Annotated in this window: 14 protein-coding genes; 10 read left to right on the top strand and 4 right to left on the bottom strand. The window is 71.3% G+C overall.

Going from position 1 to position 19407, the window contains the following annotated elements:
• The first annotated feature begins 72 nt into the window (after window positions 1-72).
• Entirely contained in the window at window positions 73-4062 is a 3990-nt protein-coding gene (locus AAIL17_RS06095; protein ID WP_424681932.1) for a hypothetical protein, read from the top strand.
• A complete protein-coding gene (gene prmC, locus AAIL17_RS06100; RefSeq protein ID WP_424681933.1) occupies window positions 4055-4882 on the top strand; it encodes a peptide chain release factor N(5)-glutamine methyltransferase in 828 nt (275 codons plus the stop codon). Before AAIL17_RS06095 ends, prmC begins: the two co-directional genes overlap by 8 nt.
• A 194-nt stretch (window positions 4883-5076) precedes the next feature.
• Here prmC and dxs read toward each other — a convergent pair whose 3' ends face one another.
• The gene (gene dxs / locus AAIL17_RS06105; RefSeq protein ID WP_424681934.1) at window positions 5077-6966 is read right to left on the bottom strand and encodes a 1-deoxy-D-xylulose-5-phosphate synthase; all 1890 of its coding nucleotides are present in this window, start codon (window positions 6964-6966) and stop codon (window positions 5077-5079) included.
• 128 nt (window positions 6967-7094) lie between these two features.
• Between dxs and AAIL17_RS06110 the strand changes: the two genes are divergently transcribed.
• Window positions 7095-7613: a low affinity iron permease family protein gene (locus AAIL17_RS06110; protein ID WP_424681935.1), complete on the top strand. Its 519-nt coding sequence runs from the start codon at window positions 7095-7097 to the stop codon at window positions 7611-7613.
• Window positions 7614-7616: 3 nt separating this feature from the next.
• On the opposite strand, the gene AAIL17_RS06115 is transcribed toward AAIL17_RS06110, so the two are convergent.
• The gene (locus tag AAIL17_RS06115) at window positions 7617-8213 is read right to left on the bottom strand and encodes an HNH endonuclease (RefSeq protein WP_424681936.1); all 597 of its coding nucleotides are present in this window, start codon (window positions 8211-8213) and stop codon (window positions 7617-7619) included.
• Window positions 8214-8467: 254 nt separating this feature from the next.
• On the opposite strand from AAIL17_RS06115, the gene AAIL17_RS06120 reads away from it, so the two are divergent.
• The 5 genes from AAIL17_RS06120 (at window position 8468) to AAIL17_RS06140 (ending at window position 15144) form a co-directional block, all read left to right on the top strand.
• Window positions 8468-9211 (top strand): SapC family protein, encoded by a 744-nt coding sequence (locus tag AAIL17_RS06120; RefSeq protein ID WP_424681937.1) that lies wholly within the window; start codon window positions 8468-8470, stop codon window positions 9209-9211.
• A 77-nt stretch (window positions 9212-9288) separates the two neighbouring features.
• Window positions 9289-10692 carry a TolC family protein gene (locus tag AAIL17_RS06125; protein ID WP_424681938.1) on the top strand — a complete coding sequence of 468 codons (1404 nt, stop codon included), beginning with the start codon at window positions 9289-9291 and terminating at the stop codon, window positions 10690-10692.
• A complete protein-coding gene (locus AAIL17_RS06130) occupies window positions 10689-11600 on the top strand; it encodes a hypothetical protein (RefSeq protein WP_424681939.1) in 912 nt (303 codons plus the stop codon). The genes AAIL17_RS06125 and AAIL17_RS06130 overlap by 4 nt, the downstream gene beginning before the upstream one ends.
• 2 nt (window positions 11601-11602) lie before the next feature.
• On the top strand, window positions 11603-14686 hold the full coding sequence (locus AAIL17_RS06135; protein WP_424681940.1) for an efflux RND transporter permease subunit: 3084 nt from the start codon (window positions 11603-11605) through the stop codon (window positions 14684-14686).
• 110 nt (window positions 14687-14796) lie between these two features.
• Entirely contained in the window at window positions 14797-15144 is a 348-nt protein-coding gene (locus AAIL17_RS06140) for a GFA family protein (RefSeq protein ID WP_424681941.1), read from the top strand.
• Between the two features lie 292 nt (window positions 15145-15436).
• On the opposite strand, the gene AAIL17_RS06145 is transcribed toward AAIL17_RS06140, so the two are convergent.
• On the bottom strand, window positions 15437-15910 hold the full coding sequence (locus AAIL17_RS06145; RefSeq protein WP_424681942.1) for a GNAT family N-acetyltransferase: 474 nt from the start codon (window positions 15908-15910) through the stop codon (window positions 15437-15439).
• A gap of 126 nt (window positions 15911-16036) precedes the next feature.
• Between AAIL17_RS06145 and AAIL17_RS06150 the strand changes: the two genes are divergently transcribed.
• Both AAIL17_RS06150 and AAIL17_RS06155 read left to right on the top strand, forming a co-directional pair.
• Window positions 16037-16546, top strand: a complete 510-nt coding sequence (locus tag AAIL17_RS06150; protein ID WP_424681943.1) for a RidA family protein — start codon at window positions 16037-16039, stop codon at window positions 16544-16546.
• Between the two features lie 67 nt (window positions 16547-16613).
• Window positions 16614-17228 carry an HAD family hydrolase gene (locus AAIL17_RS06155; RefSeq protein ID WP_424681944.1) on the top strand — a complete coding sequence of 205 codons (615 nt, stop codon included), beginning with the start codon at window positions 16614-16616 and terminating at the stop codon, window positions 17226-17228.
• A 63-nt stretch (window positions 17229-17291) separates the two neighbouring features.
• Here the strand turns inward: AAIL17_RS06155 and AAIL17_RS06160 are convergent, their stop codons facing one another.
• Window positions 17292-19247 (bottom strand): CocE/NonD family hydrolase, encoded by a 1956-nt coding sequence (locus AAIL17_RS06160; protein WP_424681945.1) that lies wholly within the window; start codon window positions 19245-19247, stop codon window positions 17292-17294.
• Window positions 19248-19407: the final 160 nt, after the last annotated feature.

A 19407-nucleotide genomic window follows, 5' to 3' on the forward strand; every position in this document is an offset into this window, starting at 1 on the left:
CTAAACTGTCCGCACGCCCATGGGGCGACAGGGGAGACCGGCATGCGTGCTCGATCAGGATGGTTGTTGCTCATGGGCCTGCTGCTGGCCGCGCCGTCGGGTGCGCAGCAGGTGCCGGCGCCGTTGCGCGACTGGCAGGACTGGGTGCTGCATCAGGTGCCGGAGCATGCCTGCCCGCGGCTGGCGCACGCGCCCGGCCAGGGCGATGCCTGGCAATGCGCCTGGCCCGGCCGATTGACGCTGGCGGCCGACGCCGATGGCGGGCAGTTCAGCCTCGATACCCACGCCGACGCGCCTGCCTGGATCGCCCTGCCGGGCGATGCGCGCCACTGGCCGGAACAGGTACGGCTCGACGGCCAGCCGGCCGTGGTGCTGCAGCGCGACGACCAGCCGATGGTGCGCGTGTCCCCCGGCGACCATCGTCTGCAAGGCTCGCTGCCCTGGTCGGCCCGGCCGGCGCGCCTGCAGGTACCCGAAGCGATCGGCCTGGTCGAACTCACGCTGGACGGCAAGCCGGTCGCGCGCCTGCAGCGCGACGGTGACGAACTGACCCTCGGCGAGGCCGCCGCCGCCCAGCGCATGGCCGATGCCTTGTCGCTGCGCGTCGACCGCCGCCTGGCCGACGGCCTGCCGGCGACCCTGGAAACCCGCCTGCGCTTCGACGTCACCGGCAGCGCCCGTGAACAGTTGCTGGGTCCGGTGCTGCCGTCCGGTTTCGTCGCCACAGCGCTGGACGGCGAACTGCCGGCGCGACTGGAAAGCGACGGCCGCCTGCGCGTGCAACTGAAACCCGGACGCTGGACCGTCACCCTCGACGCCCGCGCCGACGCGCCGCTCGCGCGCGTCGCGACCGTCCTGCCACCGGCGCCGTGGCCGCGGCAGGAAATCTGGAGCTACGCCGACGACCCCGACCTGCGCAGCAGCCACGCCGAAGGCCAGGGCACCGACGCGGCGCAGGCCGGCGTGCCGGAGGATTGGCGCGAGCTCCCCGCCTTCGTGATGGACGGCCATGCCACGCTCACCGTGCAACCGGGCGAGCGCGGGGCAGGGCGCAACGACCGCTTGAGCCTGTCGCGCCGCCTGTGGCTGGACTTCGACGGCAAGGGCCTGGGCGTGGACGACCACCTGCAAGGCGAGCTGCACCGCCAGCGGCTGGAAGTCGGCGCGCCCTGGCAATTGCAGCGCGCCGCACAGGACGGCGAGCCGCTGCTGGTCAGCCGCGGCGAGGACGGCTCGAGCGGCGTGGAGGTGCGCAGCGAGAAACTCGGGCTCGATGCCGGCCTGCGCGTGCCCTCTGCCGGTGCGCTGCCGGTGAACGGCTGGAACGTGCCGCTGGAGCGCATCGACGCGACCCTGCAACTGCCGCCGGGCTACCGGCTGCTCGGCGCACCCGGTGCGGACAGCTCGCCCGATTCGTGGGTGGCGCGATGGAGCCTGCTGGACGTCTTCGGGGTGGCGTTGATCGCCCTGCTGGCGGGCCGTCTGCTGGGCTGGCCGTGGGCCTTGCTGGCGGCCGGCTTCCTCGCGCTGGCACAGCACGAAGCCGACACGCCGCGCTGGACGCTGGCCTTGCTGCTCGCGCTCGCCCTGCTGCTGCGGGCGTTGCCGGAAGAGCGCCTGCGGCGCGCGGCCAACATCGCCGCCCTGGCCTCGTTCGCGCTCGCCGCGCTGTGGACGTTGCCGTTTGCGGCGGCGCAGTTGCAATACGCGCTGCATCCGCAGCTCGAGTCCCAGGCCCTCCGTATCGAGTTGCAAGCAGGACGATTGGAGCAGAGCTACAACGTCCCGCCTCCCGAGCTTGCTCCTCCGCCTGCGCCCCCTGCGGCGGCGCCACAGGTCTCCGAGGAGGCGCAAACACTTGGAAGCGTGTCGGTGAGTACCGCGAAGCTGTCCTCGATGGATGTGGCGACGGACGCGCGCAGCCTGGTCCAGGCGGGCCCGGGCACGCCGACCTGGCGTCTCGGCAGCAACTATCGCCTCGGCTGGTCCGGCCCGGTCACGCCGCAGCAGACCATGCGCCTGGTAATCGCACCCGCCTGGCTGGTGAGCCTGTTGCGCGTGCTGATGGTGGCGCTGCTGGCCAGCTTGCTGGCGCGCGTGCTGCCTTCGCTGCTGGCGCCCTGGCGCGGGCGCTGGCAGGGCGGGCGGGGCGCGGCGTCGGCGGCGTTGCTGGCGCTGGCGATGCTGCCCTGGCAATCGCACGCCCAGGCGCTGCCGAGCGAGCCGCTGCTCGACCAGTTGCGCCAGCGCCTGGTCGAGGCGCCGGCCTGTTCGCCCTCCTGCGCGAACCTGCCGCAGGCGCGCGCGGTGCTGGCCGGCGACACGCTGGACCTCGCCCTGCAGGCGCACGCCGGTGCCACGGTGGCGCTGCCGCTGCCGGCCACCACGCTGCCGCTGGTCGCGGTGACCGTCGACGGGCGCCCGGCCGTGCTGGCGCGCCGCGACGACGACCAGCTCTGGCTGCGACTGGAGCCAGGCGTGCATGAGCTCGCCCTGCGCTACCGGCTCGACGGTATCGACAGCGCGCGCCTGCGCTTCACCCTGGCACCGCAGCGCGTCACGGTACAGGCGAACGGCTGGACCGCGGATGGACTGGACGCCGATCGCCTGCTCGGCGACAGCCTGGCCTTCGATCGCCAGCGGATCGTCGCGGGCGGCCAGGCGGGTGCACCCGCGCAGGACTTCCCGCCCTACGTGCGACTGACCCGACGGCTGGTGCTCGGCAACGAGTGGACGGTGCAGAACGAGGTCGAGCGCATCGCGCCGCAGGCCGGCGGTTTCAGTGTCGCCCTGCCGTTGCTGACGGGCGAACACCCGCTGGGCGCCGATGCGCCGGTGCGCGACGGACGCATCCAGCTCGCCTTCAACGCGGGCACCGACAGCGTCGAATGGACCAGCCGCCTGGACCGCGCGGCACAACTGCGGCTGGCCGCGCCGGCGCTGGCCGAACGCGCCGAGGTGTGGGAGGTCGAGGCCGCGCCGATGTGGCACGTCGACGCGAGCGGCGTGCCGGCAAGCGGCGGCGACGCGCTGCGTTTCCAGCCGCTGCCCGGCGAGCAGCTCACGCTGACGCTCACCCAGCCGGCTGCCGTCGCGGGTGGCACGCTGGCATTCGACAAGGTGGACTCGCGCAGCGCCGTCGGCGAGCGCGCCACCGAAACCAGCCTGCAGCTGCAGGCGCGCAGCACCCGCGGTGGCGAACACGCGCTGGGCCTGCCGGCCGGCGCCGAGCTGCTGCAGGCCAGCCGCGACGGCGAGCGGCTGCCGCTGGCCGTGCGCAATGGTTCGCTCGCGCTGCCCTTGCTGCCGGGTACGCACCGCTACGAGCTGCGCCTGCGCGAGACCGGCGGAACGGGGATGCGCACGCGCGCGCCGGCCATCGCCCTGCATGCGCCGGCGGCCAACCTCGATACGTTCCTGCAACTGCCGCAGGATCGCTGGGTGCTGTGGACCTGGGGCACGGGCGCCGGCCCGGCCGTGCTGTACTGGGCGCAACTGATCGTGCTGCTGGTCGCGGCCTGGCTGCTCTCGCGCTACGCGCCCACGCCGCTGCGCTTCCACCACTGGCTGCTGCTGGGCCTCGGTTTCTCCGCCTTCGCCTGGAGTGCGTACGCCGTGGTGGTGGCCTGGCTGATCCTGCTCGGCCTGCGCGGGCGCATCGCAGCCGCCTCGTGGCGTGCCGGCCTGTTTGACCTGATGCAGGTGGGACTGGTGCTGCTCACCGCGATCGCGCTCGCCGTGCTGGTGGCGGCGGTGCCCGGCGGCCTGCTGGGGCGGCCGGACATGCACATCGCCGGCATGGGCTCCAGCGCCCTGCAACTGCACTGGTTCGCCGACCGCAGTGCCGGTGCCTTGCCGCAGGCGGGCGTGTTCAGCCTGCCGCTGTGGACTTACAAACTGGCCATGCTGGCCTGGGCGCTGTGGCTGGCCAACGCACTGATCGGATGGCTGCGCTGGGGCTTCGAGGCGTGGTCGCGCGACGGCTACTGGCGCCGCGACAAGCCGCAGCCCGCCGTGCCGCCGCAACTGCCCACCGCCGCGGAGGCGCCGCCCGATGCCTGAGGTGCGCCAGTTGCTGGCCGCCGCCACCGCGCGCCTGGGCGACCGCGCCGAGGCGGGCATCCTGCTCGCGCACGCGCTGGGCAAGCCGCGCAGTTGGCTGGTCGCGCACGCCGACGAACCGGCGGACGCCGCGGGCGCTGCGGCCTTCGACGCGCTGGTGGAACGGCGCGCCGCCGGTGAGCCAGTGGCCTACCTCACCGGCCATCGCGGCTTCTGGACGCTGGAGCTGGAGGTGACGCCAGCCACGCTGATCCCGCGGCCGGAAACCGAGCTGCTGGTCGAGCTGGCGCTGGCAAGGCTTGCGCGGGATGGCGCGCCGCGCGTGGCGGACCTGGGCACCGGTAGCGGCGCCATCGCGCTGGCGATCGCACGCGAGTGCCCGCATGCCAGCGTGCTCGCCACCGACGCCAGCGCGGCTGCGCTCGCAGTGGCGCGCCGCAACGCCGAGGCCAACGGGATCCGCAACGTCGCATTCGCCGAGAGCGACTGGTTCGCGGCGCTGGCGGAGGAGCGCTTCGATCTGGTGGTTTCCAATCCGCCCTACATCGCCGCTGACGATCCGCACCTGGAGCAAGGCGACCTGCGCTACGAGCCGGCCAGTGCACTGGCTTCCGGCAGCGACGGGCTGGATGACATCCGGCGCATCGTGGACGGCGCGCGGGCGCATCTGGTCCAGGATGGCTGGCTGCTGTTCGAGCACGGCTGGGACCAGGGCAGCGCCGCGCGCGGTCTGCTTGAAGCGTCGGGTTACGGCGAGGTGTTCACGGAGCAGGACCTGGAGCAGCGCGATCGGGTCAGCGGTGGCCGAAACCGGTCCTGACCGGTCTCCATGACGCAATGCCACCTGGTGAGCCTTCCCCCGCGACTGCGGGGGAAGGTGCCGACAGGCGGAAGGGGGGCGCTTTTGGGCCCGATGCCCGGGTGGGTTCGTGGCAAGGTCGCCCCCCATCCGCCCTCCGGGTACCTTCCCCCGTGAACGGGGGAAGGATCGAAGCGTGGTGCCAGGGCTGGTGATTACCCCGCGCTGGCGGCGATATTCGCCAGTTGCGGGAACCGCGCACGGATGGCGTTGCGGATGCCCGGCAGATCCAGTCCGGCCATGGAAAGCACTTCCTCGCGGCTGCCGTGCTCCAGATAGACGTCTGGAAGGCCAAGATGCAGGATCGGTCTGACAATGCCGTGCGCGGCCAGGCATTCGGCCACGCCCGAACCCGCGCCGCCGGCGACCGCGTTGTCCTCCAGCGTGACGAAGGCATCGTGCGTCTTGGCCAGCTCCAGGATCATCGCCTCGTCCAGCGGCTTGACGAAACGCATGTTGACCAGCGTGGCGTCGAGTTCCGCCGCCACCACGCCGGCCGGCGCCAGCATCGCGCCGAAGGAAAGGATCGCGAGGTTGCGGCCGCGCCGGCGCAGCTCGGCCCTGCCAATCGGCAGCGTGTCCAGTTCCTGGCGCACGACGGCGCCGGGACCGGTGCCGCGCGGGTAGCGGATCGCCGCCGGGCCCGCGTACTCGAAGCCGGTGCTGAGCATCATGCGGCACTCGTTCTCGTCGGCCGGCGCCATGATCAGCATGTTCGGCAGGCAGCGCAGGAACGACAGGTCGAAGCTGCCCGAATGGGTGGCCCCGTCCGGGCCGACCACGCCGGCGCGGTCGATCGCGAAGGTCACGTCCAGGTTCTGCAGCGCCACGTCGTGGATCGCCTGGTCGTAGGCGCGCTGCAGGAACGTGGAGTAGATCGCCACCACCGGCTTGGCGCCCTCGCAGGCCATGCCGGCCGCGAGCGTCACCGCGTGCTGCTCGGCGATGGCGACGTCGAAGTAGCGGCTGGGGTATTCCTTGGAGAAGCGCACCAGGCCCGAGCCTTCGCGCATCGCCGGGGTGATGCCGAGCAGCCGCTCGTCGGCGGCGGCCATGTCGCACAGCCAGTCGCCGAAGATATCGGTGTAGGTCGGCTTGGCCGGTGCGGCCTTCTTCACCACGCCGGCGACCGGGTCGAACGGGCCGACCGCGTGGTATTCGATCTGCTGCTGTTCGGCCGGGGCGTAGCCCTTGCCCTTGGTGGTGATCACGTGCAGCAACTGCGGCCCGGGCAGGTTCTTGACCGTGCGCAGCGCGCGCAGCAGCGCCGGGATGTCGTGGCCGTCGATCGGGCCGGTGTAGTGGAAGCCCAGTTCCTCGAACAGCGTCGAGGGCAGGAACATGCCCTTGGCGTGCTCCTCCCAGTTCTTGAAGAAACGGCCGAACAACGACTGCCGCGGGATCGCCTTCTTGGCCCGCTCGCGCACGGCGTTGAGCCGGCGGCTGGCCATCGCGCGCGCCATCATCTTGGTCATCGCGCCGACGTTCTCGCTGATCGACATGCCGTTGTCGTTGAGCACGACCAGCATGTTCGGCTCCACGTCGCCGCCGTGGTTGAGCGCCTCGAAGGCCATGCCGGCGGTCATCGCGCCGTCGCCGATCACCGCCACCACCTTGCGGTCGTCGCCCTTGCGCTGGGCGGCGATGGCCATGCCCAGCGCGGCCGAGATCGAGGTGGAGGAATGGCCGACGCCGAAGGTGTCGTATTCGCTCTCCTCGCGGCGCGGGAACGGCGCCAGGCCGTCCTTCTTCTTGATCGTGGTGATGCGGTCGCGCCGGCCCGTGAGGATCTTGTGCGGATAGCACTGGTGGCCGACGTCCCACACCAGCCGGTCGCGCGGGGTTTCGAACTCGTGGTGCAGCGCCACGGTCAGCTCGACCACGCCCAGGCCCGCACCGAAGTGGCCGCCGGAGCTGGCGACCGATTCGATCAGGTACTGGCGCAGCTCGTCGGCGACGGCGGGCAACTCGGCGTCGGGCACGCGGCGCAGGTCGGCTGGCGCCTCGATACGGGCCAGGTGGGGATAGCGGGACGGATCGATCATCCGCATATTGTTGAACCAGCCGCAAGGCGGGGCAAGGGCGGCGACGTGAACGGCGGCGGGCGCCGTGCACACCCGGCACACGAATCCGCTCGCAAGCTGGGTGCGGTCCAAGGCCGGAGACGCCCGCCATGTCCAAGCTAGCCACGGCCTTCCGGAGCTTTGCGGAAGCCACCGCACGTTATTCGGGAAAGCCGGCTGCCTTCCTCACGGCCGCCCTCATCGTCGTCGTATGGGCAGCCACGGGGCCGCTGTTCGGCTTCGGCGACACCTGGCAACTGGTGATCAATACCGGCACCACGATCATCACCTTCCTGATGGTGTTCCTGATCCAGAACAGCCAGAACCGCGACAGCGCCGCACTGCAGATCAAGCTGGACGAGCTGATCCGCACCACCCGTGCACGCAACAGCCTGCTGGACGTGGACAACCTCGACGAGGACGCGCTCGAGCGCATCCGCGAGAACTACCGCAAGCTGGCCCACAACAAGGAGGAAGAGGCCCGCCAGAGCCATCGCGCCGGCCCGCGCGTGCGGCGCGAGGCGGAATCGGAGGAAGCCTGCGAGGAAGTCAAGGAGATCGACCGCGAACTGGCCAAGGCCAGCGCCGACCACGCCGACGAGTCGGCCGGCAAGGACGAAGGAAAGTAGCGCTCAGCTCATCGCCCGCCGCCGGTCACGCGGCAGGTGGTTGACCAGGAACTCCATCTGGTCGGCCAGGATGTTGCGGTTGGACAGGATCAGGTGCTCCACCCAGCTCGGCCGGTAGGGCACCGCCAGCAGCGGCATGTGCGCCTGCTGCGGCGTGCGGTTGGCCTTCTTCAGGTTGCAGGCGAGGCAGGCGCTGACCACGTTCTCCCATTCGTCCTTGCCACCGTGCGAGACCGGCTCGACGTGGTCGCGGGTCAGCTCGCCGCGTGCGAACTGGTTGCCGCAGTAGAGGCAAAGGTGGCGGTCGCGGGCGAACAGCGCGGTGTTGGTCAGCGCCGGCGCCGGGTCGATCGCGTGGTCGCGGCAGTGGCCGGTGCTGGCGACGATGGGGTGCAGGTCCAGCTTGCTGCGTTCGCCGCGGGCGCGGTTGTGGCCGCCGTGGATGGTCAGGCAGGGATCGCCCAGGGTCCAGGCCACCGCCTCGCGCACGTAGAGGCAGACGGCGTCCTGCCAGCTGATCCAGTCGAGGATCCGGCCGGCGGCGTCCAGCGAAAGCACGCGGGTCGCGTTCAAGTCGCGGCGCGGCAAATCCATCAGCATGCGGGTTCCTTCAGCCAGTTCATGAGGTTCGGCAGAGGGCGGGTGCAGTGATGCGCTCGTCGGCCCAGCATAGCCCAACTTGGCTGCGCCGCGCGTGGTAAGCACTTGACGCGCTTGGCAGATCGGCCCGGTCGACGGCCATTCGCCCGCGCGCGCGGGCGCTGATATAGTCACGGATTCGCGACCCGACGCCGGGTTTGGGAGGGGGAGCCATCGGTGGCAACCCCGGCACGGCGGGGCAGAGGTAACAAGACGTGGCTGAAGTACTTTTCTACGAGCGCCCGGTGCCGCTCAACCGCAACCAGCACAAGGACCTGCGCCTGAAGGGCATCCCGAGCATGAAGTTCGCCGCAGCCGCGCACTCGGTGCCGCTCACCGGCGCCGAGTTCCCGGTCGCCGCGCGCGACGTGCCGATCCTGTTCGCCGGCCAGAGCATGGAAGATGCCGGCCCGATGGCGCTGCTCGGCCTGCGCCAGAACGAGAACCTGCTGGTCGACGACAACGGCCAGTGGGCGCCGGGCGTCTACGTGCCGGCGTTCGTGCGCCGCTATCCCTTCATCCTCGCGGAGAAGCCGGTAGGCGCCGAGGGCGATGATTTCACCGTGTTCCTCGACGAGGCCTACGAGGGCTTCGGCAGCGAGGAGGGCGAGCGCCTGTTCAAGGAAGACGGCAGCGACAGCGAGATGCTGGCCAACGCCGTCGGCTTCCTGGGCGAGTTCCAGCAGCACGTGACGCGCACTCACTGGTTCATGGACCAGCTGCGCAAGCACCAGCTGCTCGAGCCGCGCAACATCCGCCTGGAGAAGGACGGCAACGCGATCAACCTCAACGGCCTGTTCGTGGTCAACGAGGAGAAGCTGCGCCAGCTCGACGAGAAGACCGCGCACGAGTTCCTCAAGGAGGGCGTGCTGGGCTGGATCTACGCGCACCTGCTGTCGCTGCCGAACATCGACCGCCTGGCGCAGCGCCTGGATCAGCGCGAGCGCGCCAGGGCCTGATCGGGCAACGCGAGCGCCGTGGCCATCCGCACGGGTGGCCTTAGAGAGCGCTAAGCACGTTCTGCAAGGATGGCGCCATGCGCCATCCTTTTTTTTGCCTGGCCGCCTGCGCGGTGCTGCTCGGTGGCTGCGCCACCTACCGCCCCGCGCCGGTCGATCCGGCGGCGACGCGCGCGCAGTGGCAGGCCCGCCGGCTGGATGACCCGACCCTTGCCGCGCGCCTGCGCCCGTGGTTGCCGGCGGGTGACCATGGCCAGTGGCCGCCGGCGAGCTACGGCCGCGCCGAGCTGCTGCTCGCCGCGCTGGTGCTGAATCCCGATCTCGCCGAGGCGCGCGCGCACCTGGCCGAAGCCAGCGCCGCGGTGGACACGGCCGGGGCGCGTGCCAACCCGACCCTGGGCCTGGCGCTGGAGCGCTACACCCAGGCACAAGCCGACAGTGCGCCCTGGTTGTGGGGCCTGAGCACCGATTTCCTGCTCGATGGGGGCCTGCGCCGGCGCCTGCGCGTGCAACGGGCCGACCAGGACGTGCGCGGCGCGCGGCTGGATTACGCCGAGAAGGTGTGGAGCGTGCGCCGTGCCGTGCGCGATGCATTGGCGCAAACGCTGCTCGCGCGACGTCAGCAGGACCTGGCTGCACGCACGGTGGCGGCGGCCGGTGCACTGGAACAGGCCGCGCGCCAGCGCGTGGCGCTGGGCGAGGATGCGCCGCAAGTCGCCCTGCAGGCCGCGCAGACGCTGGCGCAGGCGCGCAGCGACCAGGCCGCCGCGGCGCAGCGTGCCGCCAACGCGCAGGCGCAACTGGCGCGTGCCATCGGCGTACCCGCCGCGGCGCTGGAAGGGCTGCCGCTGCGCTGGGACGGTTTCGACCGGCCGGCCGCGCCACCCCCGGCACGGCTGGACACGCTCGCCGACCACGCCCTGCTCGCCCGCGCCGACCTCGAACGCGCGCTGGTCGACTACGCCGGCCGCGAGACCGAGCTGCACCAGCAGGTCCACGCGCAATATCCGCAGCTTTCGCTGGGGCCGGGCTACACCTACGACCACGGCATCCGCAAGCTGACCTTCAACGCCAGCCTCAGCCTGCCGGTGTTCAACCAGAACCAGGGCCCGGTCGCCGAGGCGCGTGCGCGGCGCGAGGCGGCCGCCGCCCATGTGCGCGCGGTGCAGGCCGACATCGGCAGCGCCATCGACGGGGCGCGGGCACGCCTGGCCGCGGCGCTGCCGGCGCTGGATGCGGCGCGGGCAGGGAAGCAGGCTGCCGAGCGCGGGCGGAAGCAGGCCGAGCGCGCGTTCAAGCTGGGCGCGATCGACCGCACGGCGATGCTCGACGCGCGCCTGGCAGAGCTGGCCGCCGACCAGTCCAGGCTTGCCGCGCTCGACGCCAGCTGGGGGGCCGAAGGCGCGCTCGAGGACGCACTGCGCACGCCGCTGGATCCGGCCGAAGCCGCGCTTTGGCCCGCTGCAGGAGATCGCCCATGAAACGCTACCTCGCGCTGGCGGCATGCCTGCTGACCTCGCTGGCCGGCGGCGCTGCGGCCGCCGAACTGGATGCCGCAGCGCAGTCGCGGCTCGGCCTGCGCCTGACCACGTTGGCCGCCGGCGAGATGCCGCCGAGCACGCGCGCGGTCGCCGACGTGCTCGATCCGGTGCCGCTGGCCAAGGCGATCGACGAGCTCAAGGCGGCGCAGGCCGCGGCGGATGCCTCGCGCGCCGAGGTCGCCCGCACGCAGGCGCTGCTGGCCGCCGACGGCAACGCCTCGCGCAAGGCGCTGGAGGCGGCCCGCGCACAGGCCGTGGCCGACCGCTCGCGGCTGCGCGAGGCGCGCGTCGCGCTGCGCACCCGATGGGGCGATGACCTGGCCGGCATGGATGCGACGCGGCGCGAGAGGCTGCTCGAGGCGCTGGTCGACGGCACGCAGGTGCTGCTCAAGGCCGAGCCGCTGGGTCGCCCCGACCTGTCCCTGAAGGTGCGCGCGGCGACCCTGCGGATGCCGCATGGCGCCGACCTGCCGGCGCGGGTGCTCGGTCCGCTGCCGCGCAGCACCTCGGGCCTGGCGGCGGGCTGGTTGCTGCAAGCGAGCGCCGGTCCACTGGTGCCCGGCATGGTGCTCACCGCGCAGTTGCACGGCGACGGCGCGCCGGTGCATGGCGTACTGCTGCCGCGCGCGGCGATCGTGCGCTGGAACGGCCTGGACTGGGCCTACGTCGCCGCCGGTGCCACCCGCTTCGAGCGCCGTGCGGTCACGCCGCGCGCGATGACGCCGGCCGGCTGGCTGGTCGGCGCACCGTTCAAACCGGGTGAACGCGTGGTGGTGCAGGGCGCCGAGGCGCTGGTCGCGGTCGATGCCGCGCCCGCCCCCGGCAGCGCCGAAGCCACGGACGACTGAGCGTGCTTGCGGCGATCATCCGCAGCGCGCTGCGCGCGCCCGGCTGGGTCGTGCTGCTGGCCGTGCTGGTGCTCGCACTGGGCGTGCAGCGGCTCATCGACGCTCGCTACGACGTGTTTCCCGACTTCGTGCCGGCGCAGGCCACCGTGCAGGTCGAGGCGCCGGGCTTCACCGCGCTGCAGGTCGAGCAGCGCGTGACCCAGCCGATCGAGGATGCGGTCAACGGCGCCACCAACGTCGAGACGGTGCGCTCGCAGTCGATCCAGGGCCTCGCGGTGGTCGACGTGGTGTTCAAGGAAGGCAGCGATCCGTTCCGCGACCGCCAGTTGCTGGCCGAGCGCGTGACCGAGGCGGCGGCCAAGCTGCCGGCCGGCGTGGAGGCGCCGTCCCTGAGCCCGATGACCTCCTCGACCATGGATCTGCTCAAGTTCGGCCTGGTCAGCGACACGCTCGACCCGCTCACGCTGCGCGGCCTGGCCGACTGGACGGTCAAGCCGCGCCTGCTCGCCGTGCCGGGCGTCGCCGACGCCATCGTGTTCGGCGGCGGCGTGCGCGAGTGGCAGGTGCGCGTGCATCCGGACCGGCTGGCCGCCTACGGCCTCACGCTGGAGGACGTGCGCGCGGCCGCCTCGGCCGCCACCGGCGTGCGCGGCGCCGGCTACATCGACACGCCCGCCCAGCGCGTGGTGCTGGAGGCCGACGGCGGCCTCACCGATCCGGCGCAGCTCGGCCGCACGGTGCTGACCCGCCATGCCGGCCGCAACGTCACCCTGGCCGACGTCGCCAGCGTCGGCGTCGGCGCCACGCCGGCCTTCGGCGACGCGCGCATCGACGCGCGTCCCGGCATCCTCATCGCGATGACCAGCCAGTACGGCAGCAACACGCTGGAAGTCACCCGTGCGGTGGAGAAGGCGCTGGACGACCTCAAGCCGATGCTCGCGGCGCAGGGCGTGACGCTGGTGCCTGCGCTGCACCGGCCGGCCACCTTCGTCGAGGTGGCGCTGTCCAACATGCGCGACGCATTGGCCTTCGGCGCGGCGCTGGTGCTGATCGTGCTGGTGCTGTTCCTGAAGGACTGGCGCACCGCGCTGATCTCCTTCGCCAGCATCCCGTTGTCGCTGGCGCTGGCGGTGCTCTCGCTGCGCTGGTTCGGCTGGACCATCAACACGATGACCCTGGGCGGCCTGGCGGTGGCGCTGGGCGTGGTGGTGGACGACGCGATCATCGACGTGGAGAACATCGACCGGCGCCTGCGCGTGGCCGGCCATGGCACGCCGCGCATCGACACCATCCTCGCCGCCTCGCTGGAAGTACGCCGGCCGGTGGTGCTGGCGACCGTGGTGGTCGGCCTGGTGTTCGTGCCGATCCTGCTGCTGCCGGGCCTGCAGGGCAGCTTCTTCGCGCCGCTGGCCGGCGCCTTCCTGCTGGCGACCTTCGCCTCGCTGCTGGTCGCGCTGACGGTGACGCCGGCGCTGTGCCTGTGGCTGCTGCGCCCGGGCCGACGCCATCGCGAGCCGCGCTGGCTCAAGCGCATGAAGCTCGCGCAGCATCGCCTGCTCGAGCGCGCGCTGCCGCACGGCCGTGCGCTGCTTGTGGCTGCGCTGCTCGTCGGCGCGCTGGCGGTCGCGGCGCTGCCGTTCTTCGGCGCCTCGTTGCTGCCGGAGTTCCGCGAAGGCCATTTCGTGCTGCAACTGACCGGACCCTCGGGCGCCTCGCTCGCCGAAATGGACCGCATCGGCGAACGGATCAGCCGTGGCGTGCTGGCCATTCCGGGCGTCGCCAGCGTGTCGCTGCAGATGGGCCGTGCCGAGGCGGTGCAGGACACCTGGCCGCCCAACCGCGGCGAGCTGCACGTGGAGCTGAAGCCCGGCCTGGCCGCGGATGCGCAGATCCGCATCGAGGCGGCGTTACGCAAGCTGCTCGACGGCTATCCGGGCCTCAGTTCCGAAGTGGTGACCTTCCTCGGCGACCGGATCAGCGAATCGCTCTCCGGCGAAACCGCGCCGGTCACGCTCAGCCTGTACGGCCAGGATCTCGACCGGCTCGACGCGCTGGCCGCGCAGGCGCAGGTGATCGTGCGTACCGTGCACGGCGCCGGCAGCGTGCGGCTGGCCAGTTCTCCCGGCGTGCCGACCATGCGCATCGTCCCCGATCCTGACCGGCTGTCCGCGCGCGGCCTGCGCATGACCGAGGTGCTCGACGCCATCGCCGCCGCGCACCAGGGCGTGATCGTGGGCGAGGTGTACCGCGGCGTGCAGCCGGTGGCGATCCGGCTCACGCTGGACAACGCCGCCGCGCGCGATCCGGAGGCGGTGGGTGCGCTGCTGCTGCCGGCGGCCGACGGACAGAGCGTGCCGCTGTCGGAAGTGGCCGAGGTCGACCTGGTCAAGGGCCGCGCCAGCGTCCAGCACGAAGGTGGGCGCCGCCGTCTGGTGCTGGCGGTGACGCCAAGCGATCCCGACGTGGTCGGCTTCGTGGCCCGTGCGCGGGCGGCGCTGCAACGGCAGCTCAAACTGCCGGCCGGCTACTACGTGGAATTCGGCGGCGCCGCCCAGGGCGCGATACAGGCACGGCACGCGCTGCTGCTGCATAGCGCGCTGGCGGCGGCCGGCATCGTTGCGCTGTTGCTGCTCAGCTTCCCCGACCGCCGCAGCGTGGCGTTGATCCTGGCCAACGTACCGTTCGCGCTGGTCGGCGGCGTGATCGCGGCGGCGCTCGCCGGCGGCGTGCTGTCGATCGGCGCGCTGGTGGGTTTCGTCACGCTGTTCGGTATCGCCGCGCGCAACACCATCCTCTTGATCGCCCACTACGAGCATCTGGTCACCGCCGAGGGCGCGCACTGGAACCGCTATGCGGTGCTGCGCGGCGCGCGCGAGCGGCTGACGCCGATCCTGATGACCGCGCTGGTCACCGCGCTGGGCCTGTTGCCGCTGGCGATCGGCAGCGGCGAGCCGGGCCGCGAAGTGGAGGGGCCGATGGCGATCGTGATTCTCGGTGGCCTGCTCACCTCTACCGTGCTCAACCTGCTGGTGATGCCCGCGCTGGCCGGCCGCTACCTGCATCCGGATCGCCGGCGATCCACATAGGAGGGCTTCAGCGCGCCATGCGCGTATCGAGCGGTGGGCTGAAGCCCACCCTACGTGGGACCGGTGCCTGTGTTCCAATGGATTCCCTGCCACGAACGGGAAATCCACGCATGCGCTATCACGGCAGCTGCCATTGCGGCCGCATCGCCTACGACGTCGAGGGCGAGCTGGACAAGGCGATCGACTGCAACTGCTCGCACTGCAGCCGCAAGGGCTACCTGCTGTGGTTCGTGCCGCGCGAGCAACTGACGCTGGCCACGCCCGAGCAGGACATGGCCACCTACACCTTCAACAAGCACGCCATCGAGCACCGCTTCTGCCCGACCTGCGGCTGCGCGCCGTTCGGCCTGGGCAGCGCGCCGGACGGCAAGGCGATGGCGGCGATCAACGTGCGCTGCCTGGAGGGCGTGGACCTGGCCGGCCTCCAGCGGGTGCCGGTGGACGGCCGCAGCTTCTAGGCCGTCCCGCGCCTTCGCACGACGGCCCGGCTGGCCCCGGACGTGTTCCGGAAGCTTCGCGATCGGCCTGCGCCTGCGCCCGCCGAAGCTCGTTGGCGTGGTGGAACGCCAGCAGCCGGGCGCGGATCTCGGGTGGTGCGTAAAGCAGTTCGCAGTCGGCGCGCGCCGGGCCGGTGGGCAGCATGGCGAGGGTGAGCGGCAGCAGCCAGCGGTACATGGTTCGGCTCGGGTGATGGGGAGAGCCGCCATGCTGTGGCCGCCAGCGCGTGGCGGCCATCCGGATCCTGCGCTGTCAGCGCACCGGCTTGACCATGCGCAGCAGGTCGATGCCGTAGCCGGCGGCTTCGTAGATCGCGCGGGCGCGCTCGTTGCCGGGAAATACCGCCAGCGTGACCAGCGCGCAACGGTGCTCGCGCGCCCATGCCTCGGCATGTTCCATCAGCGCCTTGCCCACGCCGCGGCCTTCGTAGGCCGGCGCCACTGCCACGTTGTTGATATGGCAGTTGGTGCGGCCGGTGAAGAAGTCCTGCGTCTTCTGCAGCTCGATGAAGCCGGCGACGGTGCCGTCCTCGTCTTCGGCCACGAACAGGAAATCGTTCGCCGTGCCGTCTTCCAGGTGGTGCAGCAGGTCCTTGCGGATGCCCTCGATGCATTCGTGCCGCTTGCGCCAGGGCGGCAGCGGGAAATCCACGAAGCGCGGCACCAGCCCCAGGATGAAATCGTCGTCGTCCTCGGCCAGGCGGATCAGGAAGCTCGTGTCGCTCATGCGGCAGTCGTTCGGTTGGCAACGATGCGAAGGTTCTACACCGAGCGGGCGCGGCGGGGAAGCCCCGCCCACAGGGCGGCCACGCTCTTGCTAAGGTTCGGTCTCCTCCACCCAGCGGGAACACCCATGAACGGACGTCTATCCGCTCGCCGTGCCGTGCGCAGGCGGGCAGCGTTGCTGGCCCTCGCGGGGCTGGCCCTTGGCACGGCCGTGCAGGCCCGTGAAACGCCGCAGGCGATCAATCCCGCCGGGCTGCCGCCCGCCCATGGCTATTCGCATGTCGTGGTCGCGCCCGCCGGACGGATGGTATCGATTTCCGGCCAGGTGGCGATGGATCGGGCAGGCAAGCTGGTCGGGGCAGGCGACTTTCGCGCCCAGTGCGTGCAGGTATTCGAGAACCTGCGCATCGCGCTCGACAGCGCGGGGCTCGATTTCAGGGACGTGGTGCGCACGGACATGTACGTCACCGACCTTGGCCAGTTGGGCGTGCTGCGCGAGGTCCGGTCGCACTACCTGCCCGCCGATGCGCCGGCCACCAGCACGCTGGTGAAGGTCGACGCGCTGTTCCGCCCCGGGCTGATGATCGAGGTGGCCGCCGAGGCGGTGCTGCCGGCGGACCGCAAGCCGCCACGCTGATCCGGCCAGCGCCTGCCGGCGGACCGGCGGGCGGCTAGAATCCGCGGACTTCCAGGGAACCGGATGCATGGCGAACCTTGCCCTGTTCGACTTCGACGGAACGATCACCACCCGCGAGACCATGGCGGACTTCATGGTTCACGCGGTGCCGCCGCGCCGGCAGGCGTGGGGCAGGCTGCTGCTCGCGCCTTGCGTCATCGGCTACAGGCTGGGCCTGGTGTCCGGCGTCGCCGTGCGCACGGCGGTCGTGCGGGTCGGCTTTGCCGGCGTGCCGCTCGGGCTGTTGCAGGCGCGTGGCGAGACGTTCGCGGCAACGGCCTTGCCGGCGCTGCTGCGTCCGGAGGCGATGAAACGCATCCGCTGGCACCAGCGCGGCGGCGATACCGTCGCGGTCGTTTCCGGTGGGCTGGACGCCTACCTCGCACCCTGGTGCCGCGCGCATGGCCTGGCACTGGTCTGTTCCACGCTGGAACATCGCGATGGCCGCCTCACCGGACGCTACCGGGGCGCGCAATGCGTGGGCGCGGAAAAGGCGCGCCGCGTACGCGCGGCGTACGACCTGGCCGGCTACGACCGCGTCTATGCCTACGGCGACACGCACGAGGACGAGGCGCTGCTCGAGCTGGCGCATCACCGCTTCTATCGCGGCCGGGAACAGGTGGTCGCAGCCGCGGAAGGCTGACGCCCGCCGGGCGGCAGCCTTCGATCCGCGACCTTTCCGCCGCGCGGCGGAGGAAGGTGGACGTCAGCGACTGACGATCGGCAGCGCGATGTAGCTCGCCTTGCCCGGCGCGTGGTAGACGCGCTGGGTCGCCTTCACGTAATCGGCCGGCTTCGCCTTGAAGATGTTCGGCACGAAGGTCTGCGGGTTGCGGTCGTACAGCGGGAACCAGCTCGACTGCACCTGCACCATCAGCCGGTGGCCCGGCAGGAACACGTGGTTGGCGTTGGGCAGATTGAAGCGGTAGTCGAGCGGCTGGTTGGCGGCCAGCGGCGCCGGCTTGTCGAAGCCGGTGCGGTAGCGGCCGCGGAAGATGTCCATCGCCACCGCCAGTTGGTAGCCGCCCATCTCCGGCTGCTCGGCCACCTGGTCGGGATAGACGTCGATCAGCTTGACCACCCAGTCGCTGTCGGTGCCGCTGGTGGAGGCGACCAGATGCACTTCGGGCGCACCGGCGATGATGAGCGGCGCGGTCAGCGGCTCGGAGACATAGGTCAGCACGTCGGTGCGGCCGGACGCCTCGCGCTGGTCATCGACCAGCCACTGCGACCAGGTCATGCCGTTGTCGTAGCCGATCGGCTGGATCGGGCGCGCGCGGAACGGCACCGGGTGCGTGGGATCGGACACGTACTCGTCGTAGGCAGCGCCGCCCGCGGGCGCCGCGAAGCCTAGCTTGCGACCCGGCTCCAGGTACAGCGCGCGGCTGGCGTTCGGGCAGCCGTTCCCGCACGCCAGCGGCCAACGCTGCAGCCGCTGCCACTGGTTGGTGCCGGTCTGGAAGGCCGTGACCGGGGCCAGGTCCGCTTTCGGTGCGCCGTCCTTGAGGTATTGCGCAAGGAACGGGCGCAGGATGTGCTCGCGGAAGTACTTGGCGGTGTCGCTGCCGAAGCGGATCGCGCCCAGCGAGCTGCCCTCGTCGATCTCCTGGCCGTGGTGCCAGGGGCCCATCACCAGCTTGACCATCTGGCCGCTGCCGTCCTTGGGCTTGATCGCGCGGTATACCGCCGGCGCGCCGTAGATGTCCTCCTGGTCCCACAGGCTGTGCACCAGCATCACCGGCACCTTCAGCGGCAGCTGTGCCAGCAGCTTGTCCACCGCCTGTTCCGACCAGAACGCGTCATAGGCCGGATGCGCCAGCACCTTGTTCCAGAAGCCCAGCTGCGTCATGCCGTAGGCGTCGCCCAGCGCACCGGCCGAGCCGTAGTGCATGAACAGGTCGTACTCGTCGTGGTAGTTCGTCCACCACTTGGTGGAATTGTCGCGGGTGGCGACCTGCTCGTAGATGTAGCTCATGTTCTGTTGGCGAAAGGCGCCGTGGTGGAACCAGTCGTCGCCCATCCAGCCGTCGACCATCGGGTTCATCGGCACCGACACCTTCAGCGCCGGGTGCGGGTTGACCAACGCCATCAGCGGCTCGAAGCCGTCGTAGGAGATGCCCAGCGTGCCGACCTTGCCGTTGGACTCGGGAATGTTCTTCACCAGCCAGTCGATGGTGTCGTACGTATCCGTCGCATCGTCCACCGGGGTCGGGTTGAGCGGGCCGTGCACGGGGCGGTTCATCACGTAGTCGCCCTCGGAACCGTACTTGCCACGCACGTCCTGCACCACGCGGATGTAGCCGTCCTCGACGATCACGTCGGTGGCGTTGTCGTAGCCCTGCAGCATCGGCGCCAGGTGGCCGCTCATGGTGTGGCTGGTCAACGCATCGGCATCGTAGGGCGTGCGGGTGAGCAGGATGCCGGCGTGCCTGGCTCCTTTCGGAACCAGGATCACCGTGTGCAGCTTCACGCCGTCGCGCATCGGGATCATCACTTCGCGCCGCACGTAGTCGAAGCTCGCGGTGGCGGGCTTGAACTGCGCCGGCGTTTCGCTGGGATAGTTCGGGTACTTCGCCTGCGGCGCGCCGGTGGCGGGCAGGGCGGCGCTGGCGGCGAGCAGCAGGGCCAGCAGGGTGGGGCGGATGGCGAGGCGTGGCTTCATGGTGGGCTCCCCTGGATGACCGGGCTAGCGTAGCCCGATCGTGCCCGGGGTGTGCGGGCGCAATAACCGAACGCCGTCGTGGGTGGGCTTCAGCCCACCAGCGCCCTGATACGGGATCGCGGTGGGCTCAAGCCCACCCTGCGGCTTCAACTGGTCAACG

The sequence above is a fragment of the Frateuria sp. YIM B11624 genome (genome assembly GCF_049727805.1).
Taxonomy (GTDB): domain Bacteria; phylum Pseudomonadota; class Gammaproteobacteria; order Xanthomonadales; family Rhodanobacteraceae; genus Frateuria_A.

What these genes read in the sequence shown, in the direction of transcription:
- AAIL17_RS06095 (WP_424681932.1), top strand. Translation starts at nt 73, where the DNA reads ATGGGCCTGCTGCTGGCCGCGCCGTCGGGTGCGCAGCAGGTGCCGGCG.
- AAIL17_RS06145 (WP_424681942.1), bottom strand. Translation starts at nt 15,910, where the DNA reads ATGAGCGACACGAGCTTCCTGATCCGCCTGGCCGAGGACGACGACGAT.
- AAIL17_RS06155 (WP_424681944.1), top strand. Translation starts at nt 16,614, where the DNA reads ATGGCGAACCTTGCCCTGTTCGACTTCGACGGAACGATCACCACCCGC.
- AAIL17_RS06140 (WP_424681941.1), top strand. Translation starts at nt 14,797, where the DNA reads ATGCGCTATCACGGCAGCTGCCATTGCGGCCGCATCGCCTACGACGTC.
- AAIL17_RS06150 (WP_424681943.1), top strand. Translation starts at nt 16,037, where the DNA reads ATGAACGGACGTCTATCCGCTCGCCGTGCCGTGCGCAGGCGGGCAGCG.
- AAIL17_RS06115 (WP_424681936.1), bottom strand. Translation starts at nt 8,213, where the DNA reads ATGCTGATGGATTTGCCGCGCCGCGACTTGAACGCGACCCGCGTGCTT.
- prmC (WP_424681933.1), top strand. Translation starts at nt 4,055, where the DNA reads ATGCCTGAGGTGCGCCAGTTGCTGGCCGCCGCCACCGCGCGCCTGGGC.
- AAIL17_RS06110 (WP_424681935.1), top strand. Translation starts at nt 7,095, where the DNA reads ATGTCCAAGCTAGCCACGGCCTTCCGGAGCTTTGCGGAAGCCACCGCA.
- dxs (WP_424681934.1), bottom strand. Translation starts at nt 6,966, where the DNA reads ATGATCGATCCGTCCCGCTATCCCCACCTGGCCCGTATCGAGGCGCCA.
- AAIL17_RS06130 (WP_424681939.1), top strand. Translation starts at nt 10,689, where the DNA reads ATGAAACGCTACCTCGCGCTGGCGGCATGCCTGCTGACCTCGCTGGCC.
- AAIL17_RS06160 (WP_424681945.1), bottom strand. Translation starts at nt 19,247, where the DNA reads ATGAAGCCACGCCTCGCCATCCGCCCCACCCTGCTGGCCCTGCTGCTC.
- AAIL17_RS06125 (WP_424681938.1), top strand. Translation starts at nt 9,289, where the DNA reads ATGCGCCATCCTTTTTTTTGCCTGGCCGCCTGCGCGGTGCTGCTCGGT.